The 26,413-nt window shown below is 36.1% G+C and carries 23 protein-coding genes, 2 tRNA genes and 1 riboswitch; of the genes, 16 read left to right on the top strand and 9 right to left on the bottom strand.

What is annotated here, in order from left to right; genetic code table 11:
- Positions 1–57: 57 nt before the first annotated feature.
- From K322_RS20645 to K322_RS0110980, 7 genes are all read left to right on the top strand, one after another.
- Positions 58–633 (top strand): DUF4406 domain-containing protein, encoded by a 576-nt coding sequence (locus K322_RS20645; protein WP_084158568.1) that lies wholly within the window; start codon positions 58–60, stop codon positions 631–633.
- Between the two features lie 199 nt (positions 634–832).
- Positions 833–2,398, top strand: a complete 1,566-nt coding sequence (locus K322_RS0111005) for a T9SS type A sorting domain-containing protein (RefSeq protein ID WP_221407008.1) — start codon at positions 833–835, stop codon at positions 2,396–2,398.
- A gap of 231 nt (positions 2,399–2,629) precedes the next feature.
- The gene (locus K322_RS19230) at positions 2,630–2,959 is read left to right on the top strand and encodes a VRR-NUC domain-containing protein (RefSeq protein ID WP_246037435.1); all 330 of its coding nucleotides are present in this window, start codon (positions 2,630–2,632) and stop codon (positions 2,957–2,959) included.
- Positions 2,960–3,007: 48 nt separating this feature from the next.
- Positions 3,008–3,316 carry a globin family protein gene (locus K322_RS21210; RefSeq protein WP_026626939.1) on the top strand — a complete coding sequence of 103 codons (309 nt, stop codon included), beginning with the start codon at positions 3,008–3,010 and terminating at the stop codon, positions 3,314–3,316.
- 5 nt (positions 3,317–3,321) lie between these two features.
- Positions 3,322–3,591, top strand: coding sequence for a site-specific integrase (locus tag K322_RS21205; protein WP_026626938.1), 270 nt, complete (start codon positions 3,322–3,324; stop codon positions 3,589–3,591).
- Entirely contained in the window at positions 3,584–3,793 is a 210-nt protein-coding gene (locus tag K322_RS21200) for a tyrosine-type recombinase/integrase (protein ID WP_084158566.1), read from the top strand. The genes K322_RS21205 and K322_RS21200 overlap by 8 nt, the downstream gene beginning before the upstream one ends.
- A 750-nt stretch (positions 3,794–4,543) precedes the next feature.
- Entirely contained in the window at positions 4,544–4,942 is a 399-nt protein-coding gene (locus K322_RS0110980; protein WP_026626937.1) for a two-component regulator propeller domain-containing protein, read from the top strand.
- A gap of 232 nt (positions 4,943–5,174) precedes the next feature.
- Here the strand turns inward: K322_RS0110980 and K322_RS0110970 are convergent, their stop codons facing one another.
- The 7 genes from K322_RS0110970 to K322_RS0110950 all read right to left on the bottom strand — a co-directional run bounded on the left by K322_RS0110970 (position 5,175) and on the right by K322_RS0110950 (position 10,865).
- Positions 5,175–6,026, bottom strand: a complete 852-nt coding sequence (locus K322_RS0110970; RefSeq protein WP_026626936.1) for a glycine betaine ABC transporter substrate-binding protein — start codon at positions 6,024–6,026, stop codon at positions 5,175–5,177.
- Complete coding sequence (locus K322_RS0110965; protein ID WP_026626935.1) at positions 6,023–6,904, bottom strand: ABC transporter permease; 882 nt, start codon at positions 6,902–6,904, stop codon at positions 6,023–6,025. Before K322_RS0110965 ends, K322_RS0110970 begins: the two co-directional genes overlap by 4 nt.
- Positions 6,904–8,133, bottom strand: a complete 1,230-nt coding sequence (locus tag K322_RS0110960; RefSeq protein ID WP_026626934.1) for a quaternary amine ABC transporter ATP-binding protein — start codon at positions 8,131–8,133, stop codon at positions 6,904–6,906. Before K322_RS0110960 ends, K322_RS0110965 begins: the two co-directional genes overlap by 1 nt.
- Positions 8,134–8,178: 45 nt before the next feature.
- On the bottom strand, positions 8,179–8,334 hold the full coding sequence (locus K322_RS21190; protein ID WP_246037436.1) for a hypothetical protein: 156 nt from the start codon (positions 8,332–8,334) through the stop codon (positions 8,179–8,181).
- Positions 8,334–8,627, bottom strand: coding sequence for a hypothetical protein (locus K322_RS21185; protein ID WP_246037438.1), 294 nt, complete (start codon positions 8,625–8,627; stop codon positions 8,334–8,336). The genes K322_RS21190 and K322_RS21185 overlap by 1 nt, the downstream gene beginning before the upstream one ends.
- 250 nt (positions 8,628–8,877) lie before the next feature.
- The gene (locus tag K322_RS21180; RefSeq protein WP_260203794.1) at positions 8,878–9,249 is read right to left on the bottom strand and encodes a hypothetical protein; all 372 of its coding nucleotides are present in this window, start codon (positions 9,247–9,249) and stop codon (positions 8,878–8,880) included.
- Between the two features lie 1,541 nt (positions 9,250–10,790).
- Positions 10,791–10,865, bottom strand: a tRNA-Pro gene (locus K322_RS0110950).
- Positions 10,866–11,136: 271 nt separating this feature from the next.
- Here K322_RS0110950 and aspS point away from each other — a divergent pair.
- The 9 genes from aspS to K322_RS0110905 all read left to right on the top strand — a co-directional run bounded on the left by aspS (position 11,137) and on the right by K322_RS0110905 (position 24,730).
- The gene (gene aspS / locus K322_RS0110945; protein ID WP_026626933.1) at positions 11,137–12,891 is read left to right on the top strand and encodes an aspartate--tRNA ligase; all 1,755 of its coding nucleotides are present in this window, start codon (positions 11,137–11,139) and stop codon (positions 12,889–12,891) included.
- A 172-nt stretch (positions 12,892–13,063) separates the two neighbouring features.
- Entirely contained in the window at positions 13,064–13,531 is a 468-nt protein-coding gene (locus tag K322_RS0110940) for a MarR family winged helix-turn-helix transcriptional regulator (protein ID WP_026626932.1), read from the top strand.
- Positions 13,532–13,543: 12 nt separating this feature from the next.
- Positions 13,544–14,656 carry an efflux RND transporter periplasmic adaptor subunit gene (locus K322_RS0110935; RefSeq protein WP_026626931.1) on the top strand — a complete coding sequence of 371 codons (1,113 nt, stop codon included), beginning with the start codon at positions 13,544–13,546 and terminating at the stop codon, positions 14,654–14,656.
- Between the two features lie 117 nt (positions 14,657–14,773).
- Positions 14,774–17,947 (top strand): efflux RND transporter permease subunit, encoded by a 3,174-nt coding sequence (locus K322_RS0110930; RefSeq protein WP_026626930.1) that lies wholly within the window; start codon positions 14,774–14,776, stop codon positions 17,945–17,947.
- A gap of 5 nt (positions 17,948–17,952) precedes the next feature.
- The gene (locus K322_RS0110925; RefSeq protein ID WP_026626929.1) at positions 17,953–19,377 is read left to right on the top strand and encodes an efflux transporter outer membrane subunit; all 1,425 of its coding nucleotides are present in this window, start codon (positions 17,953–17,955) and stop codon (positions 19,375–19,377) included.
- A 310-nt stretch (positions 19,378–19,687) separates the two neighbouring features.
- Positions 19,688–19,894, top strand: a riboswitch (cobalamin riboswitch).
- A gap of 157 nt (positions 19,895–20,051) precedes the next feature.
- On the top strand, positions 20,052–21,125 hold the full coding sequence (locus K322_RS19215; RefSeq protein WP_051290761.1) for a YncE family protein: 1,074 nt from the start codon (positions 20,052–20,054) through the stop codon (positions 21,123–21,125).
- A gap of 348 nt (positions 21,126–21,473) precedes the next feature.
- Entirely contained in the window at positions 21,474–22,607 is a 1,134-nt protein-coding gene (locus K322_RS0110915) for an ABC transporter substrate-binding protein (RefSeq protein WP_026626928.1), read from the top strand.
- Between the two features lie 81 nt (positions 22,608–22,688).
- Positions 22,689–23,729, top strand: coding sequence for an iron ABC transporter permease (locus tag K322_RS0110910; RefSeq protein WP_260203793.1), 1,041 nt, complete (start codon positions 22,689–22,691; stop codon positions 23,727–23,729).
- On the top strand, positions 23,729–24,730 hold the full coding sequence (locus K322_RS0110905) for an ABC transporter ATP-binding protein (protein ID WP_026626926.1): 1,002 nt from the start codon (positions 23,729–23,731) through the stop codon (positions 24,728–24,730). The genes K322_RS0110910 and K322_RS0110905 overlap by 1 nt, the downstream gene beginning before the upstream one ends.
- Positions 24,731–24,799: 69 nt before the next feature.
- Here K322_RS0110905 and K322_RS0110900 read toward each other — a convergent pair.
- Both K322_RS0110900 and K322_RS0110895 read right to left on the bottom strand, forming a co-directional pair.
- Positions 24,800–24,872: transfer RNA gene (locus K322_RS0110900), tRNA-Met, on the bottom strand.
- Positions 24,873–24,987: 115 nt separating this feature from the next.
- A complete protein-coding gene (locus K322_RS0110895; RefSeq protein WP_084158565.1) occupies positions 24,988–26,403 on the bottom strand; it encodes a DUF3078 domain-containing protein in 1,416 nt (471 codons plus the stop codon).
- Between the last annotated feature and the right edge of the window lie 10 nt (positions 26,404–26,413).

Genomic DNA, 26,413 nt, shown 5'->3' with positions numbered 1-26,413 from the left:
GTAAGGTTAAATCGGAGGTGATTCAAATGAGGGTTACCTCTTTTTATTTTATAACAAATGAAGAAAATATACATATCAGGGCCTATCAGCGGATTACCGTTGGAAACGGTCTATAATAACTTCACTAATGCTGAAGTGAATCTTCTAGAAAAGGGATATAAAGTTGTAAACCCATTCAATAACGGACTCCCTACAACTGCAACATGGGAAGAACACATGAGAGCCGATTTAAAGCTATTACTTGACTGCGATGCAATCTATATGCTAGAAGGATGGGAAAAGTCAAGAGGGGCAAGAATAGAGTATGCATTGGCTGTGGATTTGAAGATGGATGTTCAGTACCAGCACAAGTATAGTCATGCTCTAAATCTTGATTTATCTATTTATGCCGAACCGCTCAATCTTACATTGTCGGATATACTAAGCCGATGCAGAAAGATAAGATGTATGATACCGCGTCAAGTGATTATGCATCATCTAAGATACAATAGGAATATAAGCATTGTTGATATAGGTAGAGCATTTAATCTGGATCATTCTACGATATCCAATGCTACAATCAAGATAGGATCTTTAATACAGGCTAGAGGCAAAGAGGTTTTAGAAATTGTTGATAAGATAAAGATGTTATAATATAAATAATTGGAATTTATATTAGAAATTCGTTATGTTTTGATTGAAGTCATTACTTTATCTTTAGAGGATAATAACTAACATATTAATTACGATGAAGAAAATAATGTCATGTCTATTTTTTCTATTCTTTCTGATGAGTATCTGTTCTCAGACTACAAAAAAAATCAAAATAAATCCTGATTTTACATACGTCGGAATGACTAAGAGTACTGATGTATACACAAAACAAACGCCAACAAAAGATCCAAAAACCTTTTTTGTAGGATATAATGATTTTTCTAAAGATCCAAAAAATGCTTACGGTAGAGGATATCTTATTTTCAACTTGAAAGATATACCTGATGATGCAACAATTAACTCAGTAGCATTAAATCTTGCAAGTGTAGGAAGTGAAGGCAATGAATCAAACTTCGGCGGAAAAGTAAAGATTAAACAGGTTGAAAACTTTCCTAGTCCAAACCAAGTAGTATGGGATTTACTCGCCTCTTCGTATGAATTGGCAAGTGCTGATTTTAAAGAACCAGGAAAAGGCCTTTTATTATTTGGAAATAATAATGACGATTTTAAAAAGTTGGTTGCAGAAAAAAAGGGTAAATATGTTTATCTATCAGTTCACAATATAAATGAAAGTAATGTAGTTCGGTTTATGGCTACTAAAGAAACCTTATATTTAGATATAGAGTATACCTCGAATAGTTCTGGAGGAACTACTCCTGACCCAGGTATATGTAATCCTGATGGATTGTCTAGTGCCGGATATAACATTGAAGGCCCTCTATATATTGTTTATGGACAGGAGGCTAAATATACCGTTAAAGATTTCGGCGGATCGTATTGTTTTGATCATGGAAATATAGGTCAGATTAGATGGAATAAGGATGTGCCGGATGTTTTTTATGTATCAGCGAGATATAATATTTACTCTAAGAGCTCTTTTTCTGTGTTTATAACAAATGGAAAAAAAATGTATCAAGCAAAAAAAGTAACGACTATCCCCAATATTGATCTTAAAACAGATAAACTGATGCAACTAGGAAATACATTCACTTCATACATTTCTAAATTTCCAGAAGGATCAACTTATACATGGCAGGCTATGGGATCTATTGATCTAATCTCTGGTCAAGGTTCAAATACTCCAACATTTAAGGCTAATAGAAATGGATCAGGAGGTATAGAGGTGTCGGTTGAATGTGAAGGGCGGACATACAAACTTAGTCATACAGACCTTTGGGTAGGCCCCCCGGCTTTTATGAGTAATGGAGCACAAGGGGCATATAGTACAGATGCTATTCTCAAACGAAAAAGAATCGTATATCGAGATGCTGATATTGGGGGATTAGACCCGACTGATTGTCCAACGTGGGTAAATAATTCTCCTGGATTTGCAACTATATCAAATACCTGTTATGACTTATTAGTGACTTTTAAACCAAAAGTTTCTGGAACAGTTGATCTTACTGGTATATTTACAAATAAATTCGGTAGCAGTAGTCTTGATTTTACAGTCGAAATTTTACCTTCAAATAATCTAAGAAGTGATACTTCTAAATCGAAACTTGATACAGATTTAATAAATGAGGGAAATTTTATTCCCCAATCCATCAAAGTATATAGTCTATCCGGCACAATAGTTCATTCTCAAGACAATCTATCCGGTGACTTTGACATTAAATCAACTACTCTACCTGATGGCATTTATATCATTGAAAAATCAGATGGAAAAGAAAGACAAAGTGAAAAGGTTATCCTAAAACGATAATATAAATCATCCTTAATTACCGAGAGGGCTTTATGAAAATAGAGCTCTCTTTTTTTTTAAGCCCTTTATATTTTAAACATAAAATGGCTACTCCTCAAACCTGCATCGAATGTAAAAAAACAAACCGTTTCCGTAATATCTAGACCTGAAGGCCCGGTATGTTATCAATGTTTTTCCGAAAAGAAGAACCCATCGAAGAAAGGAAAGAAACATGACAAGCCGGAGGAACGGATGCAGATCGAGTTCTTTAATCAAGTACCTATATTCTTTCCAAAGCTACCTAATAAGCTTCTTCTGGCTGTTCCGAATGGAGGCTCACGAAATATCATTGAAGCAAAGAACCTAAAAGCTCAAGGTATAAAATCGGGAGTGTCTGATGTACTTCTTCTTATATCAAAAAAAGGATTCTCTTGTCTTTGTCTGGAGTTTAAGACTCCTGTCGGTAAACAATCGGATGAACAAATAGAATTTGAAAAACAAGCAGAGAAAGTCGGTAATAAATATGTTGTTGTCCGATCTGTAAAAGAAGCTATTGATACGTTGAAGTGGTATTTGGAATAAATTTCTATCTTTGATAAAAAAGGTTTCTTAAGATAAGACCAGTATAGTATGACTCCAACAAAAGATATTGAGGATATAAATGATATTAAGAAGATGGTTAATCTTTTTTACGGCAAAGTACGTAAAGATGATTTGATTGGTCCGATATTCAATGATGCTAAAACAATTGGAGTAATTAAAGAAGCTCAATATCCTTTTGGTAGAGGAAAATATGAAGTCCTTTCAGGTAAAGGTAGGAAGCTAGCTTTAAGTTTGCAGCAGATAAAACAGATTATAAATTTCACAGATGATTTTGAGGCGACGGAGCGTTATCGTGATATGTGGTTTTTTCCTATTTGTGTAATGGTATCAATGTAAATGATATGTTAAAGCTTAAATATTCTAATATAGATGGCGATCAAATTCATTTTTATCGAGCGAAAACCCTTAATACATCTAAGGATAAAAAAGAAATAGAGGTTTTATTGACTCCCGAAATGAAACAAATAATTGACAAGTGGGGAAATACAGATAAGAGCTCGAATAATTATATTTTTCCTTTTCTTACAGGAGAAGAAACACCTTTACAGCAGAAGCGGACAATACAAGATGTGACTCACCGCATTAATAAACGCTTAAAAAAAAATAGGTGAGGCTATTGGTATATCGGGATTAAGCACTTACACAGCAAGACATTCTTTTGCAAGCGTTTTAAAGAGAAGCGGTGTTAATATTGCTTACATATCCGGGAGTCTAGGGCATTCAGATTTGAAGACTACAGAGAACTACTTAGCTTCTTTTGAAAAGGAGGAACGGGTGAAAAATGCCAAATTCTTAACAAACTTCGGTGATTAATACATTATATAGCTTTATTTTTATCTTTACTGTAAAATGTAAATAATATGCCGGAGAAACAAAGCGAAGAATATAAAGAGGGTTGGCACGATGATTATCTGAAATGGATATGTGGCTTTGCTAATGCTTGAGGAGAACACAAAATATATATATTAGAAAAAGAAGATGACTGGAATATAGATAGTTAGAGTAAGTGATTATAATAGGTTGATGATGAGTTGGCAAATAAATACGTAAATTCAAATAAATTACGTTTTAGAGTATCCCAAGGTTTTTCAATACCAGTTTATAATCTAGAGAGAGTGCCGATTCCTTATATTAGCCTCCTGAACGATGGCTTTATTTTACTACTGTAATAGACTTTTGATAAAAAAGTTATAATTTAGAAACTCAGCAATAGTCTTAGACTGAAGGCATCCTTATACTCAGATTGAACAAGGAGTGTTTAAACATTTCTATCCAAGCCCATCAATCACTTATTTTTCATTGTATACCTTAACCTATTAAAAGGCTCAGTAAGAAAGTTCACATAGATAACAGAAAAGAAGACTGTTTAGGTTAATTATTATGCTGAATCGTTCTTCATGACACTTAAAACATCGTTAATTACAAAAACTATTATACATCTCCGATAAATATAAGTGGATGTACTTGAATATCTAGAAATCAAGTCTCGATTTTATTACGAAGTAGATAAGTTTAATTGCGTTGAGTGTTGTAGTTTGAGAGCTGCTAAGATAAAATGCAGGAATGATTTCTTTAGAACAAAATAGCTTTTATATATTTACATTTGTAATAGTAACTTACGATGAAGAAATTAATACTAATAGGGCTATTGTTTTCATATATAAGCCTTGTTTATGGGCTCAATACCAGGAACTTATTATAATAGGTACACAAAATGGTTTGTCCAGTACCAAAGTAAATAATACAATAACTCAGGATGACAAAGGGTTTGTTTGGATAGGTACGGAAGATGGACTGAATAGATACGATGGGCAGAAATTTATTGTTTACAAAAAACGGGATAATGATCTTTTATCACTTAAAAATAATATAGTTACATCTCTTTTCTTTGATTCTCAAAAACGCTTGTGGGTCGGAACAATGATTGGACTTCAATATTGTGATTGTCAATTAGATAGATGAGGTGCCCTCTCCTCAGATTTTTCTACATATAGACTAAGAATAAGAAGTACTGAATACCATAATTCAGGGTGGAGATGACCAATTACAAATGCAAAGCTAAGAAGATAAACTGCTACTTATACTTTTGATCATGGGACATTGGCACAACGGGCTCGTTGGGTTGAAGAAAGGTCTCCAAACTGGAGATATGCTTGATAGAGACACTTTCTTTATTCTGAATTGTAATATATAATTATTTGTCAGCTTTGGGAATAACCCATTTACTCATTATTTCTTTATATTTTTCATAAAATAAAGAAGCTCCAACTATAGGGTTTTTATCGGAAGAAACATCTGTCATAAGTTCATTCAGCATCTTTTCATTTAAAACAAAGTTTTTATAAAAGGCTGCTAACTCAGGTTTGTCTTCCGAAAAGCCTTTCCTTGATAATATTTCAATTCTATCTGTAGGATAAATACCCTTAGGATCTTCTAAGACTTTAAGGTCAAAATCAGACCAAATAAAGTGGGGCTTCCATCCTGTTATAACAATCCATTCTTTTTGTGAGATAGCCTTTTTCAATGCCGTTACCATCGAAGTCTCCGACGAACTAATCTGGCCTAATTCCAGATTATATTCTTTAATTGCTTTTTGAGTATTCGAATGTATACCTGCTCCGGCAGCAATACCATAGATTTTACTTCCAAATCGGCTCTTGTTACTGTTTAATTCTTCTATAGAATTTATTTGAACATAAGACGGTACTACCAACCCTGTACTTCCATCATCGAATGCAGTACCTATAATATCGAGTTTTGAACCATATTTGTCCCAATAGTCTTTGTGTGTATACGGTAGCCATGCATCCATGTACACATCTGTATCTCCACGCGAGAGAGAGGTGTAAATAGGCCCCGGTTCCAGTCTCTTCATCGAAACTGAATACCCATTATCTTCTAATATGACTTTTGCCAGATAAGTGATTGCAATGCCGTCTGCCCAATTGGGATATAGCATGACCACATCATATTTGTGGCGTCGTTCACAAGAAGTCGTTAATAGTAGGATTATTAATATCAATACTGATGAAATTATTCTTTTCATTTAATATCTCCTTTCTTTTTACCCAGAGACTGGGTCATACGGTCAAGTATTATCGCAAGTATAACAATGCATAGTCCTGCTTCAAATCCTAAGGCTACATCAGCCTGCTGTATACCGGCATATACACTCTCTCCTAAACCTCCGGCTCCAACCATTGAGGCTATTACAACCATCGATAAGGCTAGCATGATTACCTGATTTACTCCGGCCAATATTGTAGACATAGCCAGTGGAATTTGTACCTTGAATAAAGTTTGACGACTGGTACAGCCGAAAGCAATAGATGCCTCTACAATTTCTTTTGGTACCTCTTTTATACCTAATGCAGTCATGCGTACTGCCGGCGGCAATGAGAATATTACTGTGGCTATAACTCCGGGTACATTTCCTACCGAAAAAAAAAGTATGGCCGGAATCAAATAAACAAAGGCAGGCATTGTCTGCATAAAGTCAAGAATTGGGCGAACTACTGAATTGCCATTCTTATGTCGTGCACACCAAATTCCCAAAGGGATACCTATCAGCAGAATAATGAAAGTAGATACTACGACCAGTACAAATGTATTGATCATTTCGTCCCAGAATCCCATCCAATAAATCAGACCCAGACCTAAAATACAGAAGATCGGTAGATCCAGCATATCTTTGGCATTTGCCTTTGTAATGTTTATTTTCTTAAAGCTTTTATTCTTGATAAAAAAAGCAATAAGAGCTGTCAGCAATATTATGATTACAGATGGCGTTAGTAGTAGCATCTCCTGTAAAAAATCGACTGTATTTTCTATCATTATTGTAATCTGTCGAAATACAGGTGTACCTGCATCGGATAACCAATCGACAAATTGTTCTACGTATTTTCCTATATTTAATTTTTCCATTATTTTGTTTCTTCGTTTGCGTTCTCAATTATTGTTTGTACTTCGTCATCACCATATCCGGTGACCATTGCTACCACATCAGAATGACGTACAAAGCCTACAGGACGATCTCTGTGATCTACTACAGCTAAGGGATATTTTTGATTTATAAACAGAGGTAGCATATCAGCTACAGGCATATCGACCGGAACGTGAGGAATATCTATAATGATATCATCGATATTCTTCTTTTTTTCAGCTAGTTCTCTGCGTACTGCAGATTCTCTGACATATCCTTTAAATACATTTTTACTGTCTACGACCGGAAGAAAACGCATCAGATAGCGTTCCATTTGTCGGAGAACTGTGGCCGGACCATCCTTCTCCCTCTGAATCTTTGTTTTAAAGGTCTCCATAATAGAGGAAGCTGTTATTATTTTAGATCTATCTACATTCTCAACGAAAGCTCTAACGTAATCATCTGCAGGATTGAGAAGAATATCTTCCGACTGTCCTTGCTGAACGATCACTCCATCTTTCATTATAGCGATGTTATTACCTAGCTTAAGGGCTTCATCCAAGTCATGAGTAATGAATATGATTGTTTTCTTTAGCTTTTCCTGTACATCTAACAGTTCATCTTGCATTTGCGTCCTTATAAGCGGATCTAATGCGCTGAAGGCTTCATCCATCAACAGTATCTGTGAATCGGTAGCAAGAGCTCGGGCAATACCAACACGCTGTTGCATACCACCACTCAACTGGCTCGGATATGAATTTTCATAACCTTTTAGCCCTACCATTTCGATAATATCTTTAGCCTTCTTAGCTCTTTCCTCTATCGGGCGGTCTTGTATCTCCAGTCCGAATGCAACATTATCAATTATAGTGCGATGTGGAAGTAGTCCAAAATGCTGGAAAACCATTCCTACTTTTTTCCTGCGTAGCTCTAATAGTTGATGTTTATCCATCTTGGTTATATCTTCATCATCTATTAATATAGATCCGGCAGTTGATATATTTAGCATATTGAAGCATCTGAGTAAAGATGACTTCCCACTACCTGATAAACCGATGATTACAAATATTTCTCCTGCGTTGATGTTGAGACTGACATTATTAACAGCAACTGTACATTTAGTTTTAGTACGTATTTCTTTTTTGCTTTTTCCTTGTTCTAACATTTTCAGAGCATGTTTTTTATTTGCTCCGAAAATGAGACTTAGGTTTTTAACTTCTATTTTACTCATTCGTAATTATATATAAGTGTATTATTAAGTTTATATTATTGATTTTTAGAAATAATAGCCGATATTTATATTAAGGCGGCTATTCCATCTGGCATTGCCTTTTGCTTCCCCCAGTCCTACTCCAAATTCAGAAGTGAGCCAAGGCTGATTTTTGCCCCATGCATAGTCAACATATGTGTATATGGGACCGGATGTTATCATTACTCCGGGTATAAGGAATTGAGTGTCGTAATACTCTTTTTTCTTTTTACGACATAAGAATAATCTATGTATGGCTGAATACTTTTGATAAATTTACGGTTTACAGGTATAGTATACGATAGTCCTGCTACATATATCATCCCTTTTGTTACAACATCATAAGCCGAGCTATAGGCTGCCATTTGTAAAATATCTAATTTACTTCCGTTATTGGCAGAGGCATTGTAATCAAATCCAATAGCTTCTCCTTTAAATTCCACCTCCCATAATCGATAAGAGTATGTGCAGCCCATGTTGTACCCCAATTACGTTTGTCTAATTCTTTATTGCAGATACTACCTAGCTGCCCGGAAAGCCCTAATTCTATCTCATTTGTTAATTTATAACGTATTCTTCCGTTTATTTGATCTAATTCTCCGATATTAGCATCGAGTTTTTCGCCATTGTTAAAGCCATAAGTAGGAACACAGCATATGAATAGCGTCTATTCCCTACAGAATTATCTTCGCTATTAGAAGATACCGATCCATGCGGTGCAGCCTATCAGAAATATGCCAAATCAAATATGAGTTTATTATATTTATATGTAGAACCTATCCCTGTATTATATGTATCTTCAAGCTCCACATAATAAGGTATCTGAAACCACCATGAATAAGATGCAAAATTGGGTATACATAAAGGTTTTTGAAAAACTCCTAATTTCAGATATAAATTCTCATTGACACTGTATCCGATATATCCATGATGAAGAAAATGCGTTTTGTATTCGGGGTAAAACCTGTATTGTAAGCTTAAGTCGAAACCGTTCTTTCTTCTATCTACTGAAAGAAACCATGTATCCATCTTGATGTATGTATCTAAATCTTTATTACTTTCTTCATAATTTTCTATTGCTGTATTGAAACGTAACACACCACCTATTTTTAGATAATACTGTTTGTCTTCATTTTGGCTATATAGTAAAAAACTATTGAAAACAAAAAATAGAAATGTACAAATTGAAAGCCTAATCATTTTTTTTGTATGAGTTATTTATATTATTTACAGCTCTCTAATAGAGGTAAATAATAATCGAGTTAAATTCACAAAAACACTGTAAAATCAGAGATACATAGTTGTAGGCTGTATATATTCAACCTTGATAATAATAAACTATGCAAATGTGAAAAACTGAAATCGGATTTATGAATGCTTGCTTGTTGCGGAAGCAACTTTTAATTACAAAAAATAAGCAAATTCAAATATTGTATTTAATAGACTTGACACAAAGATACGAAAAAAGGCTTTATTCGCAAATAAATATATGTATGTGGTTTGAAAAAGGTGTGTTAATTAGTGTATATTTCTCTTTTTGTCATATCTTACATCTCTTTTCAGATAAGAGTTGAGAGATAATGTGAATTTTTAGCATATATAAAAAGAAAGACAGATTATTTTCTTTTTTGACAAAGAGATAGTAGATGAATATTTTTCGTTAATTATTTGGGAAGACAAATAGGCTTTAGATATCCATAAATATGAATAAACAATTTTCAAACACAGAAATACTTTTCAAAATGAAGTCGAAAAACAGTAAAAAAACGTGGAGTATTAATGGCTAAATAAAAAAATTGCTTATTATCAATCAAAAGATTGTATCTGTTTAGTTGTCGGCTAGTTAAACGCATGAATAACTTCACTTGAAATTACGAAATTATTTAAACAGGCTCTAAGACTTAATTTCCCTTATACTCTTTTGCTTTGGATTAATGGCTTTTGAGTATTCTGTCGAAAAAAAAATAGCTCATGGTTCGGACGAATGGTGAAGGGTTTTAGATTTTCTCGTTCTAATAAACCTCAACCAGATATTAAGGCGGACTCCTGTAAATAAAAAGAATAGGACAAATTCATAGGTGTTAGTGTTTTTTGATCTTCTTTTTTCTCATACATTCGTTACGGATTGGATAAAAGGCAAAGTCTTTAACGAATTAGAATATAACTTGTTTATTTGCGAAATTTGGCATTTTTTTGTCTGCCTGCCTTTTAGCTAGTAATAGTTTTGAACACGTAAATTTTACGTGTTATGAGGTCAACTTTTCGTGTGCTATTTTATCTCCAGAAAAATGAAATAAACAAAATTGGTAATTCTTCAATTATGATCAGGATCACTGTAAATGTGGAATAACTTCAATTTAGCGCAGAATTACAAATCAACCCTGAGCTATGGGATACTAAGAGTCAGCAAAGGTGCAGGATCAATGAATATTCATCACTTACTAGAATCTTTTAGTACAAAAACAAATGAATTGTGTTGTAAACGCCTAAAAGAGTACAACTATATTTCTCGCCCAAAAATCAAGATATCACAATAGGTGGCTAAATATTTCTTATGATTTCAACAGTTGTGTGCAAATTGTGTGTGCGTATAAAAATAAAAGAGAGCCAGATTTCATCCAACTCTCTCATTTTTAACGTCGGGATACCAGGATTCGAACCTGGGACCCCCTGCTCCCAAAGCAGGTGCGCTAACCGGACTGCGCTACATCCCGTATTTGATTTCTCAAATGCGATGCAAAGGTACAACTTATTTTTTAACTTCAAAATTTTAGATGCATTTTTTTGAAATTTCTTCTGAAAGAGTAATAAAATAAGTACTTTTGCAAACAAAGAAAAGGATTTAAGTAAAAGCAAGTATTTATGATATATAGTAAACAAGTTGACAGGTTGACTCGTAAACTATCTTTGGGTTTACATATCTACTCGTAAACACGTCTGCTGAAAATATTAATAATAAGGTCTGCGGCCTTAAAATATCTCACTATGTATAGAAGTAATACATGCGGCGAACTAAGATTAGCCGACGAAAACAAAGAAGTAGTCCTTGCAGGATGGGTGCAAAAGGTTCGAAAGTTAGGAGGAGGAATTACATTTGTCGATTTAAGAGATCGATACGGTATCACTCAACTTGCATTTTATAAAGATACAGATGCCGACCTTTATGAAGAAGCTAATAAATTTGGGCGAGAATGGGTTTTGCAGGTAACCGGTAAAGTACAGGAACGTTCAAGTAAAAACAAAAATATACCGACAGGTGAGATCGAACTAGTGCCATCAAAGGTCGTTGTGTTGAATACTTCTGAAACTCCGCCTTTTACTATTGAGGACGAGACTGACGGGGGAGACGATATTAGAATGAAATATCGTTATTTAGATTTGAGAAGGACTTCAGTGCGAAGCAATCTGGAACTTCGCCATAGAATTGCTTTCGAAACCAGAAATTATCTTGATAAGCTAAACTTTTTAGAAGTAGAAACTCCTGTTTTGGTGGGTTCTACTCCCGAAGGAGCCAGAGATTTTGTTGTGCCTTCACGGATGAATCCCGGAGAGTTTTATGCATTACCTCAGTCTCCACAATTATTTAAGCAACTCTTGATGGTATCGGGATTTGACCGTTATTTTCAGATTGTAAAATGTTTTAGAGACGAAGATTTAAGAGCGGACAGGCAACCTGAATTTACACAAATAGATTGTGAGATGTCTTTTGTGGATCAGGAAGATGTTTTGAATACTTTTGAGGGTTTGGCTCAATATTTATTTAAAACTGTAAAAGGGTTGGATTTGCCGAAATTTCCACGGATGCCTTATTCAGATGCAATGAAGTATTACGGTTCTGATAAACCTGATACTCGTTTCGAGATGAAATTTGTGGAGCTGAAGGATCTTACAACTGGAAGGAATTTTGTCGTATTTGATGACAGTGAGTATGTCGGCGCAATCTGTGCAAAAGGATGCGCAGAATATACTCGTAAACAGTTGGATGAATTAACCAATTTTGTTAAACGTCCGCAGATTGGAGCAAAAGGACTTGTTTATGTTAAATATGAAGCAGATGGAACTTTAAAGTCGTCTGTTGATAAATTCTATAATCAAGATGATCTTGTGAAATGGGCAGAACGTTGTGGTGCTCAAAAGGGGGATCTTATTCTGATCATATGTGGAGAAACCGAGAAGGCTCAAAAGCAATTGTGTGAGCTTCGTCTCGAAATGGGAGAGCGTTTGGGCTTAAGAGATAAAAATGTATTCAGTTGCCTTTGGGTTGTCGATTTTCCTTTGTTGGAAAAAGACGAAGAATTGAATCGTTTCTTTGCAAAACACCATCCGTTTACCAGTCCTAAAAAAGAAGATTATAATTTGTTAGATACAGATCCGGCTGCGGTGAGAGCCAGTGCATATGACATGGTAATCAATGGAGTTGAAGTTGGTGGAGGATCGGTGCGTATTTATGATAGTGCTTTGCAGAAGAAAATGTTCTCATTATTAGGCTTTACTGAAGAAAGAGCTCAGGAGCAGTTTGGATTCTTGATGAACGCATTTAAATATGGTGCGCCACCTCACGCCGGTTTGGCCTTTGGTTTAGATCGGTTAGTGTCGTTATTTGCTGGTCTGGATTCAATAAGGGATTGTATTGCCTTTCCTAAAAATAATTCGGGTAGGGATGTAATGGTTGATGCTCCCGCACGATTAGAACAAGAGCAGCTTAATGAACTTTGTTTGAAGATTGAAATTAAAGAATAGGTGTTAAATATTTTATATACAGTTGTTAAGGTGGTTCGTGAATGGACCACCTTATTTTTTGAATGTTAATATATTGTTAAAAAATGTGATTAGGTAAAATAAAATTGATACATAAGAACACTTATAGTAAGTGTACTTATTATATTTGCATGATATTTACAAAAAAGTAAACATGGCTGATTGTTTTAAACTAAAAAATCCTGAGGAGGATTTGGGATATTTGATTTGGAGAATAACTAAATATTGGCAAAGAGGAAAGCATCGTATGCTCGATGAATTTGGTTTGACAGGGTCTCAGACCGAAATTCTGGGAGCTATATATCATTTATCCCAGCAAGAAAACGAAGTGACTCAGATTATATTGTCTCAGGAGACCGAGATAGATCCAATGACGGTCTCTACTATATTACGGAATCTTCAGAAGAAGGGTTTGGTAACCCGAAAAGAAAGTTCTATAGATACGCGTGCGCGGGTTGTTGAACTTACGGATGAAGGACGTGAATTATTTGAAAGGGCGATAACTAAAGTAAAAGAAGCCCAAGATGGCTTATTTGAAAATATTGATGTGGAGACAATGAAAGATCAGCTAAAGATCTTATTAAACGAACTAACAAGATTAAATATTAATACAATAAATTAATTAGTGTAAGGTATGGATTTGAAAAAAGTGAGTGTTAGTCTTTTCTCGGCTTTGCTATTAATTTCCTGTGGAGGTAAACAGGATCAAAAGCAAGAAACGCCGGCTAGTGTATATCCTACACTGGTATTGAGCACACAAAATGCTCAATTGGAATCGGTATATCCTGTGACTATCAAAGGGCAGGAGGATATCGAAATAAGACCAAGGGTTGAAGGGTTTATCGAGGCTATTTATGTAGACGAAGGGGCTGTTGTTAAAAAGGGACAAGCATTGTTTAAAATTAACTCTCCTGCATCACAACAGGCACTAACTTCGGCAGAAGCTTTGGTTAGAAGTTCTGAAGCTACATTAAATACCGCAAAATTGAATGTAGAAAGATTCCGTCCTTTGGCAGAAAAAGGCATCGTAAGTAATGTTCAATTGCAGACTTATGAAAATGCTTATCTGGCATCGAAGGCATCTCTTGAACAAGCTAAGGCTTCATTGTACAGTGCTCAGGCTACTATGAGTTGGACTAATGTAACAAGTCCTGTAAATGGGGTTGTAGGAGCAATAACTTATCGTCAGGGAAGTTTGGTTGATAAGGCAAATGTTCTGACAACAGTAGCTAATACCAGTAATGTATATGCTTACTTCTCATTGAATGAAAAAGACTTGCTGGGTTTCTTAAAGAATGCAGAAGGAAATACTCAAGCCGAAAAAATCAAAAATATGCCTGAGGTGACTTTGGTATTGGCTGATGGAAGTGTCTATCCTGAAAAAGGAAAAATCGAAACAATTGCTGGTGTTATAAATGTTTCAACAGGTTCTGCCGGATTCAGAGCTGCATTCCCTAATCCTCAAGGATTATTGAGAAGCGGAACAAGTGGTAAAGTTTCTATACCTCAGTACCTGAAGGATGTATATGTAGTGCCTCAGAAAGCAACATTTAATCAACAAGACAAAGTGTTGGTTTATAAAGTTCAAGGCGATTCTGTTATGCAAACACTGATAAGTGTTTCTGCGATGCCTGATGGAAAGAACTATGCTGTGACTTCTGGTTTAAAAGCAGGAGATCGTATTGTTACAGATGGCGTTGCAACTTTGAGTAATGGTAAAAAAATCAAAGTTGAAAATCAACAGTAATAAAATTAAGGTCTCAGACCTATTTATTGACAGGCTTGGTTAAGAAAAACGAGAGTTAATTATTTCCCTAAAGCGGTCATTAAATACTTTCTATCATAAAAAAAATAATAAAAAGCAATGTTAAAAACATTTATAGAAAGACCGGTGCTATCTACCGTGATCTCTATTATCATAGTGGTATTAGGGATTATCGGATTAGTCACCCTTCCTGTTGAACAATATCCGGATATTGCGCCTCCTACTGTGGTGGTGAATACGACCTATAGTGGAGCTAATGCGGATGTTGTAATGAATAGTGTAATCGTTCCTATCGAAGAGCAAGTGAATGGGGTTGAAGGTATGACCTACATGACTTCTTCAGCTAGTAATGATGGACAGGCTACAGTAACTGTATATTTTAAGCAAGGGATAAACCCTGATATTGCTGCGGTAAACGTTCAGAACATGGTTGCGAGGGCTACTCCTTTGTTACCATCGGAAGTAGTATCAGTTGGGGTAACTGTTCGTAAACAACAAAGTAGTACGATCTTATTCTTATCATTGTCAAGTGATAATCCGGACTACGATGGAGAGTTTATTCAAAACTATGCAAATATCAATATCTTACCACAGATCAAACGTGTGTTTGGGGTAGGTGAAGCGAGAGTATACGGAGCCAAAGACTATTCGATGCGTATTTGGTTGAAGCCCGATTTGATGGCTGTTTATAAAATATCAGCAGATGAAATTATCGGAGCTTTAACTGATCAGAATATAGAAGCTGCTCCCGGAGAAATAGGCCAGAACAGCGATCAATCGTTCCAATATACATTAAAGTATACAGGACGTTTGAAAACTGCAGAGCAATTCGGTGATATTGTTATCCGTTCGCAAGATGGTCATGTATTGAGAGTTAAAGATGTTGCTAATGTAGAATTAGGATCACTTAACTACACTGTACACTCATATACGAATGGAGCGGAATCTGTTGTTATTGCAGTTAGCCAGACTGCTGGATCTAATGCTCAGGAAGTAATCAAGAATATACAACATGTATTGGATACTGAGTCTAAAACATTCCCTAAAGGTATGAAACTGACTTATCTGATGAATGCAAATGACTTCCTTGATGCTTCTATTGAGAAGGTAATACATACATTGATCGAGGCATTCTTACTGGTGTTCCTTGTTGTGTTTGTCTTTTTGCAGGATTTCAGATCTACGCTGATTCCGGCGATTGCCGTTCCGGTAGCTATTGTAGGTACCTTCTTCTTCTTGCAGATGTTTGGTTTCTCTATCAACCTTCTGACATTATTTGCACTTGTACTGGCGATCGGTATTGTGGTCGATGATGCGATAGTCGTCGTCGAGGCGGTGCATGCTCAGCTCGATGCCGGGGAAAAGGATCCGAAAAAAGCCACAATGGCAGCGATGAAAGAAATTGCACCTGCTATCGTATCTATTACTTTGGTTATGTCTGCCGTGTTTATTCCCGTGAGTTTCATTGGTGGTACAAGCGGTATATTCTATAAACAGTTTGGTTTGACGCTGGCTATTTCGATTGTTATATCGGCTGTGAATGCGTTGACTCTGAGTCCGGCTCTTTGTGCACTCTTCCTGAAAGGGCATGATGAAGACTATGAGACTAAGAAAAAGAGTTTCTTGCAGCGTTTCTATTATAGCTTTAATATCGCATTTAATGCAGCAACACAAAAATATAAAAGCAGTTTGCAATTCTTAGGAAGGCGCGGACACCGTTGGATTACAGTTGCTATTATAGCAATAAGTGCAGTTATTTTAGTCTTTTTGATGAAACAGATTCCCACAGGATTCGTGCCTCAGGAAGATGGTGGAGGTGTAATGGGTATGGTGACATTACCTCCCGGTGCTTCACTCGAAAGAACAGACTCTTTGGTTGCCGAAGTTACAGCCATTGCTAAAGGTATAGAAGGTGTGAAAGATGTTACCACTATCTCAGGGGTAAGTTTCCTTAGTGGTTCTGGTAGCTCATATGCATCTATGATTATCAAGATGGTTCCCTGGAACGATCGTAAGATCAATACTAATGAGGTTGCGGCACAGTTGACAGAGAAAACTTCTCATATACAAAATTCGACATTCTTGTTCTTCGGTATGCCAACTTTACAAGGTTTCGGTATGAGTACCGGGGTCGAAATGCAGCTTCAGGATAAAACAGGTGGTGATATTCATAAATTCTATGATCTGACCAACAAATTCCTGGATGAAGTGAAGAAGAGCGATAAGGTGATGATGGCGATGACCACATTTAACCCGAACTTCCCACAAAAACAGATCGAAGCAGATATTCCTAAGATTAAAGAAGCCGGATTGACATTATCTCAGGTAATGACTTCTATGCAGGCATATATAGGTAGTATGTATATCTCAAACTTCAATCTTTATGGTAAGCAGTTCCGGGTAATGGTTCAGGCATCACCTGAATACAGGGCTCAAATGTCAGACCTTGATAAACTGACTGTTCAGACCGGATCGGGAGAAATGGCTCCGATAACAGAGTTTCTTCATATTACAGACGTAACAGGTCCTCAGGCTTTAACTCGTTTCAATATGTTCTCGTCAATGAGTGTGACTATTATCCCTAATTTCTATAAAGGGTACAGTTCGGGTGACGTAATACAGTTGGTTGACGAAGTTGGAAAACAAGTATTGCCCGAAGGATATGGTTATGAATATTCTGGTATGACCCGTGAAGAAGTTGGCTCTGGTAGTCAAACAATATTGATCTTCGGATTGTGTTTGATCTTCGTTTACTTGCTGTTAGCTGCTCTTTACGAAAGTTACATCCTTCCGTTGGCTGTAATATTCTCTCTACCTGTAGGTTTGGCCGGAGTGTTTATCTTTATCTTTGTCGCTATGATGGGAGGTAGCGGTATTGTAAATAACATCTATGTCCAGATATCGCTCGTCATGCTTATCGGGCTGTTAGCTAAGAATGCGATTCTTATCGTGGAGTATGCTATTCAGCGTCGTCAGCAGGGAATGAGTATTGTCGAATCTGCCGTAAATGGAGCTGTAGCTCGTCTTCGTCCGATTTTGATGACTTCATTTGCATTCATATTCGGTCTTATGCCGTTGATGTTTGCTTCGGGTGCAGGTGCTATTGGTAACCGTTCTATCGGTATTAGTGCTATTGGAGGTATGTTTATAGGAACAATGATCGGGGTTTTGGTTATACCGTCTCTTTACATCATATTCCAAACAATACAAGACAAGTTTAGCAAGTCGGGTATGGTTAATTCTAATGACGAGGTTGTTAATAGACAAAAATGACAAAAATGAATAAAAAATATATTAAAGGTGCTATTCTATTGGGGCTTACAGCCTCAATAGGATTCAGCTCCTGTCAGATAACCAATAAATACAAATCTCCGGAATATAGTTCTGAAAATTTGTATCGGGATGCTAATTCTACTGATACATTAACGATCGCGAATATTCCTTGGAGACAATATTTTGCTGATCCTGTTTTACAAGGTCTGATAGATGAAGGTTTGGCTCAGAATTTCGATTTGCAGATTGCATTTTCGAGAATCAAACAGGCAGAGGCTAATTTAGGAATGGCTAAAGCGGCTTATTTTCCTTCAGTAGCATTGGTGGGTCAGGTTGAGCAGACTCGTTTGAGTGCTGCAGATCCGACAACCGGTGCACCCCGTGATCGCAAAAGCTTAGCTTATCACAAAGAAACCTACACTTTAGGTGTTTCTGCTGCTTGGGAATTAGATGTTTGGGGAAAACTAAACCGTCAATCTAAAGCGGCATATGCTCAGTTTTTGAATAGCCATGCCTACAAAAATCTGATTCAGACTTCTCTGATTGCCAATATTGCAACAACATATTATTCATTGCTGGCTTTGGATGAACAACTTAGAGTCACAAAAGAAAATATTGAGTTGCTGAATGAGACAACTGAAACAATGGCGGCTTTGAGAGATGCCGGTAATCTGACAAGTGCTTCGGTTGAACAAAGTAAAGCTTTGTTGTATTCGACTAAAGTAAGCGTTCCTGATTTGGAAAGCCAGATACGTCAGCTTGAGAATTCTCTATGCTTGATGCTGGGACGTAAGCCACAGGCTATCGAAAGAGGCAGTCTGGCTAATCAGGCTGTTCCTACAGAACTGAAAGCCGGAGTTCCTGCTCAAATGTTGGCTATGCGTCCGGATGTGCAACAGGCCGAGTTGAGTTTCCGCCAGAGATTCGAATTGACTAATGTGGCTAAAGCAAGCTTTTATCCCACAATAAGTTTAAGTTCGGGTATGATCGGGTATTCAACAGTAAACGGTTTGGCTCAGTTTTTTAAACCTGAAAACCTGTTTGCTAGTCTTGTCGGTGGTCTGACTCAGCCTATCTTTGCAAGAAAGCAATTGATTACTCAGTTGAAAGTTGCAAAAGCTGAACAAGAAGAAGCATATCTGACATTCGAAAAAACAGTTTTGTCTGCAGGTAATGAAGTTTCGAATATCTTATATACTTACGAATCGTCATTATCAAAGAATGAACTTCGTGATAAACAGGTAAATGCTCTTAATACAGCCGTATATTTCACTCAGGAATTATTAAAAGCAGGTGAAGCTAATTATACTGAAGTATTAACTGCAGAGCAAAATCTGCTGCAAGCTCAGCTTGGTCAGGTAAGCGATAAACTGGAACAATTACAGGCATCTGTTGACTTATACAGATCGCTTGGAGGTGGAACAAGATAAATAAAGGTTTCAGACCTTTTTGTAACTAACCCTGCATAGGAGCATCGGTGGTTATAATACCTTCTGTTACATAAAAACGCTTTTCAACAACAATAAAGACTGTCTATTTTTTGAATAGACAGTCTTTGTTATTTTAAGACATTCGGTTTGTTTACTATCTATATAAAATACGAAATTATATACTTGCAATTAATTAGTAATAGAAAATATTAATGATAGATTTGAAAATATAACAGTCTGCTAAATTTAAGATTGCAAAGTGAATAAAAGGTCTTAGACCTTAAATGTTGTTTTTTTTATAAAAAATAATCATCTTTGTGATTGTTATGGTGGCAGATTTATAATTCTATAAATTCTGCTGAAAAGGGAATCAGGTGAAAGTCCTGAACAGACCCGCTGCTGTAAGCTCCGGTAAAGATCCGAAACATTACTTTATTCCACTGTTTATTGATGTAAAACGGGAAGGAGGTTTTAGGATGGAGCAAGTCAGAAGACCTGCCATAATAAATATTTGTACCATGCTTTCGGGGAGTAAAGCAAGAGACGCCTAAAATAAAATAAGCGAACTTTTTGCCATCAAATTTTTGTGTGAATAACTTATTGTTATTTGCTTGATCAGTAAAAGAGAAGGTCCTAGACCTTAGATTATATATTAATAAACTAAACTATTTATAATGAAATTGCAGAGAAATATATTTGCATCACTATTATTACTGTCGATAATGGTGTTAGGGTTTACATCATGTAGCGACGATGATGATAATAATAAAGAGGATAACTCAATCGGGAATGTATATGTTCTCAGTAGTGGAGGTAAAGATTCGAACAGTGCAGCTTTGATTACTTATAATGCAGAGACTGGCAAAACATCAAATATTTTTGAAAATGTTAACGGTGTAAAACTTGGTGACACAGGTCAAGATATGATCTATTATGGAAGTAAGCTTTACGTTTCTGTATACAATTCGGGTATTGTTTATGTTTTGGATAAGACAGGCAAAAAGCTAGCCGAAATTAAAGATGATTCACAAAAACTTCAACCTCGTATGTTCGAAGCATACAATGGTAAAGTGTATGTAACTTCATTTGATGGTTACATTGCCAGAATAGATACAACATCTTTATCTATTGATAAGAAAGTGGCTGTAGGTGCTAATCCTGAGTTTGTAAAAGTTGTAAACAATAAAGTTTATGTTGCTAATTCAGGAGGTTTGAACTGGCAAAGTGGATATAATAATACCGTCTCAATACTGAATCCAGATCTATCTGAAAAGAAAGATATTGAAGTAGCTGTTAATCCTGTTGAATTAGAAGTTGATAAATATAATAATTTGTATCTGATCTCAAGAGGTAATTACGGTGATGTTCCTACTACTCTGCAATCAATCAATACAACATCAAATGAAGTGAAAGTATTGGATACAGATCGCTCTTTTTCGATGTATGCTGTCAGTGAAAAATTGTATTTGTTGAAAAAAGAATATGTTAACAGTAAACCAACATCATCATTTACTTATTGGGATATTGCATCTAATAAAGTGGTCGAAGGTAGTTTCATAACAGATGGTACAGCTATCGCAGATATATCTTATGTAACAGTAGATCCAAAATCCGGGAACTATTATGTGGCTGCAGCTAATGGTTCAAATACTGGAGATGTATATATATTCTCTGCCGGCGGAAAATTCATATCGAAATTCGATACAGGAGCGGCATATCCGATGAAGATTTTATTTATTTATAAATAAGATGTCTTGTTTTATTTTCTGAATAGGTCAAAATATAAATCTGTTTTTTATCTATTCAAAAAACAATGAGAGAATATGATGATAAGAGAAAAAGGAAATAGCAAACAAGAGTCATTTTTTGTGTAACCTTTGTAACCTTTTCTCTTGTGTTTACTATAATCAAATTAAACTCTGGGGTAGGGCATTGCTCTACCCCAATGTGATCAGAATAGAAGAAAAGAACATATTGAAAAATATACAATTCCGAAGTTACTTTTGTTACCTTTTGAAGGTAAGGCAAAAAAACAATTGAAAAAAAGGTGATGCATAGGCTTAAGGTTGTATTGTAAAATCAGATAGGCTTTAGTTATGAGATATTCATTTATATTATTTTTATCGGTAGTGCTGTTTGCTGCTTGTTCAGGTAGCGGTACTCAAAGCGGCGGTCATAGTTTGGGCGTAGAAGATTCGGTCTATACCGTTCGTTACGCAAAGGGGTTTAAAGTTAAAATATTTCCCGAATACAAAGAGGTTACAGTTGTTGACCCCTGGGATTCAACAAAAATACTCCAACGGTATATTTTAGTGGATAAGAAGAAAGAGCTGCCCAAAAATCTGCCTGAAGGAACTCTCATACGTACCCCTTTGAGCAAAGTGGTTGCCTATTCTACTATTCATTGTGCAACATTGGATGAATTAGGCGTTATCTCTACGGTTAAGGGTGTTTGTGAGCCGGGTTATATTGATATAGATTACATTCAGAATGGTGTGAGAAACGGGTCTATAGCTGACCTTGGACAAGCTGCCAATCCTGTGATCGAAAAAATTGTCGATTCAGATCCTGAAGCTATTCTGGCAACACCGATACAAGGCAGGACATATGGCAGTGTCGATAAAACAGGTATTCCGATTATAGAAACTCCGGATTATATGGAACCTCTTCCATTGGGGCGGGCAGAATGGATCAGATTCTATTCGTTGTTTTTTGCTACTGAAGAAAAAACCGATTCTCTGTTTAATATAACCGTATCTAATTATAATGAGATAAAAGAGAAGGTTGCACATGTTAAAGAGCGTCCTTCTGTTTTTATCGATTTGATGTATGGTAATGTGTGGTATACATCAGGGGGAGAGAGTTTTATTTCGAGAATGTTGAGTGATGCAGGAGCTACTTATGCATGGCATGATAATGGTAAAGTGGAATCTGTGCCTTTGGCTTTTGAACAAGTGTTGGAGCATGCCGGAGAAACTGAGTTCTGGCTGATTAAATATAACAATCCTATTGATCTTACTTATTCGGGATTAGCGAAAGAGTATAAGCCTTATTCGTATTTCTCGGCATTTAAAAACCGGAATATATACGAATGTAATGCGGGAAAGACTCCTTATTACGAAGATTTACCGATACATCCTGACTACATTTTACAGGACTTTGCCTATGTGTTTCATCCGGATTTATTCCCCGGTTATACGCCGAGGTATTACCATAAGATGAAAGAGTAAATTGGCAGCCAAAGAGTTTATTCTTTCTTTCAGTATTGTATAAGCTTATTTTAGTAATTTTGTACCTGAAAAATTAGAAGATTGAATTTAAAAACACATATAGTAAAGTATGTATTCCTGCTGGTGGCTGGAATCATACTTTTATTTTTTGCCAACCTGTTTGTCGGCTCCGTTAAGATTCCATTTGATTCGGTTTTACATATCCTTTTTGGGGATGATACTATAAAAAAATCATGGGAACATATTGTTCTGGAAGTCCGGTATCCGCAAGCGGTGACAGCTTTATTTACAGGTATGGGTATTGCCGTGTCTGGACTTTTGCTGCAGACTGCATTTCGCAATCCTTTAGCAGACTCGGGCATTCTGGGTATCAGTGCAGGATCGAGTCTAGGAGTCGCTGTAGTGATATTGCTGTTCGGTGGATTCATAGGTAACACATCCGGATTTAATTTGTCGGCATCAATGACTGTTGTGGTTGGTGCTTTTCTGGGAGCTGCAGCTGTTCTTCTTATAATTATGGGATTTGCATCCATTGTACGTAATAATATCATGTTGCTTATTATCGGTATTATGGTCGGTTATCTTACTTCATCGGTTATATCATTGTTGAAGTATTGGAGTACAAGCGAGCAGGTTTTCTCTTATATGATTTGGGGGATGGGTGATTTTTCTGGTGTGACCACTGTCCAGCTGCCATTCTTTTGTATAGTCGTAACATTGGGTTTAATATTGTCAGTATTATTGATAAAGCCCCTGAATGCATTATTGCTTGGTGAGAGATATGCCGCGAATTTAGGTGTGAATATTAAACGGATTCGTTTTCTGCTGCTGTTTTGTGCAGGAATACTTACTGCTGTTACAACGGCATATTGCGGTCCGGTTTCTTTTATCGGTCTTGCGGTTCCTCATATTGCAAGATTGCTTTTAGGTACATCTAATCATAAGTTGCTGTTGCCTATGACTATATTAATAGGAGGACTTATGGCTCTTTTATGTAATCTGATAAGTGTAATTCCTGGTTCGGCGGGATTGATACCTTTGAATGCGATCACCCCGATTTTCGGAGCTCCTGTGATTATTTATGTAATTGTGAATCAAAAAAAGATACAGTATTTCAATTAATGAAACAATCATCAGTCATATCATCCGATGGATTAAGCCTAGGGTATCCTAAAACAAGAGGGAGATCGGCCTCTGTGCTATATGAGAATGTTTCGTTTGATCTATTTGCGGGAGAGCTTACATGTTTATTAGGTTCCAACGGAGCGGGTAAATCTACATTGTTACGAACATTGACTACTTTACAAGCTCCTTTGCAGGGGCAGGTTCTTCTCAAGGGCAAAGATATAAGAGAATATACTGAACACGAATTATCGATGCTTATAGGGCTTGTATTGACTGATAAAACAGTATCAGGAGGGCTCACTGTATCTGAGCTGGTTGCTTTGGGGCGCCATCCTTATACCGGATTTTTCGGACGTCTGTCAAAATCCGATTATGCAATCATAGAAAAAGCTATGTCGGATGTCTGTATTCTTCATAAGAAGGATTCTTATGTTGCTGAATTATCCGATGGAGAACGGCAAAAAGTAATGATCGCAAAGGCTTTGGCGCAGGAATGCCCTATTATTATCCTCGATGAGCCTACTGCTTATCTGGATATTGTAAATCGGATTGAGATTACAAATCTGCTGCATAATCTAGCCTTGACTCAGAATAAGACTATCTTGCTATCAACTCATGATATAGAGTTAGCTTTAACTTTGTCTGACCGGTTATGGTTGCTATCGAGAGAAAAAGGTCTCAAATGCGGAGTAACGGAAGATATTGTATTATCTGATTCTATAAATGATTATTTAGGGAATGGTCATATCTCTTTTGATAAGCATACTGGTGTATTTGTTGCGCAGCAGAAAGCTGATAAGGAGATACATCTTATAGCTGAGGGTGATTTGTTTTATTGGGGTAGAAATTTCTTGCAACGCAATAACTTTAAAGTTTCGGAAGATATTGATACTGAAATTACAGTTACAATAGTTGCTTCAGATGATATTGAGGTTGAGGTAGACAAAAACTTATCTCGGGTTTCTTCATTTGAGCAATTGAAACAATTGCTGAATTGATTGATTGCTATATTTAGCAGAGGATTTGTCGCTAATAAAAAAGCAATCGAATTTCGATTGCTTTCTGTGTTGCGGGAACCGGACTCGAACCGATGACCTTTGGGTTATGAGCCCAACGAGCTACCAACTGCTCCATCCCGCGATATTTCGATTGCAAAGGTACGCTTTTTTCTTTACCTTCCAAATTATTCTGGATTTATTTTAAATAAAAAAATGATAGATCTGTTTATTGATCTGGTTTACAGGTGGATTTACTATCACCATTTGTAAGATAGACCAAAACTTAAAGCCTGATTTAATTGAAAATAACCCAACCTTTTTTCTTTTACACTATTTTCATTATCATCAAATCTCCAATACATGGTGATGATTGTAGAAAAGTATCTGTTTATCTGCATATTAAGTTTGTTTTCGAACTCCATTGAGGCATATTCGTAATTTGTAAAGTACTTAAATCTAGTAGATAAGGATGTAAATCTATTGAAAGAGAAAGAGAAATCAGAATTGATCGTTGTACCAAGTTCAAATTTTTCGGTTTTATCAGCTGCAACCCCTTGTCGTTTCGTTATACTATCATTACTTATGTAGATATAGTTAATGGAAACTGGAGCCAAATTGACCGAGAACTTTAAGACTTTATATTTATCACTCTCGAATTTTTTCTCTTTAGAGAACTTCATACCGAGTCCAAAGTTCATGATAAGAGGAGATAAAAAGGCTGTACTTATTTTATCAGAATTGACGGGATAGCTATCGAATATTTGAGTTTGACTTTCTAGCTTAGCTGTGTATTCCCAATTATTAAAAGCTTTGTACCCGAATGTATTCTCTAAACGAATTAAGTCTTCATTATAGATAAAATCATGCTGTTTGTCTCCTTGATTCTTCATTGCAGTTAATCGCCACTCGAAAGTATTCGAAAAAGATGTTTTATCCTTTTTATAGTTTAAGGTAAGTTTGTGTTGGTTAATTACACTGAAAGTATTATCTCCCGATTTGTACCAATTGTCAGAAACAAAATTTTGAGCTACTTGAAAATTATGCTCTCCACTATATGTCCAAAATATAAATTTCGGAGCTATTTTCGTTAATTCAACAGGTTCTACACTTATAGCATCGTCCGCAGTAATAAGATCATGGAGAACGTTTCGTTTAGTAACTTCTTCAGTATCTATTCTGGGTAGTTTTTTTAACGTAAAAGCGTTATATCTTACACTTTCTATGTTATTCATATTGGTGTAGAAATCTCTTCGTAATCTTTGAATGTCGTCAGCTTTTTTTAGCATAGGAGCCAAGGTGCTATCTTCAGGGATTAAGTGAAGCTGAGTAGCCGTATTGGGCTGTTGCTTGTTGATAAAGTCTAAATTAGATGGTAATATTTTTCCATCAAAAATAACAGGTAGGTATGCCGGATTATAAATAACTGTGTCTCTAAAGCTTACATTGTATGGAAATGGTGTCCACTGAATCGGAGGCATTTCTATAAGTCCGTTTGCTCCTCTACGGTAAACGAATGCGGTATCGGTATGCATTTTATCTGTAATCAAAAGTGAATCACTGATAAGTATTCGTTTTCGTGGCACTAGTAATTCAGAGTTTTTATTTGCTTTACCCGAAAATGAAAATGAGAAACAAAAAATGAATAATAAAATGCAATGAACAAGCTTTTTCATACAATGAGAT

It is taken from the genome of Indolivaga capnocytophagoides DSM 22835 (genome assembly GCF_000426485.1).
GTDB classification, from domain to species: domain Bacteria; phylum Bacteroidota; class Bacteroidia; order Bacteroidales; family Dysgonomonadaceae; genus Dysgonomonas_A; species Dysgonomonas_A capnocytophagoides.
Note: the sequence above shows the minus strand (reverse complement) of the source record. Positions and strands in the feature narration are given on the sequence as shown.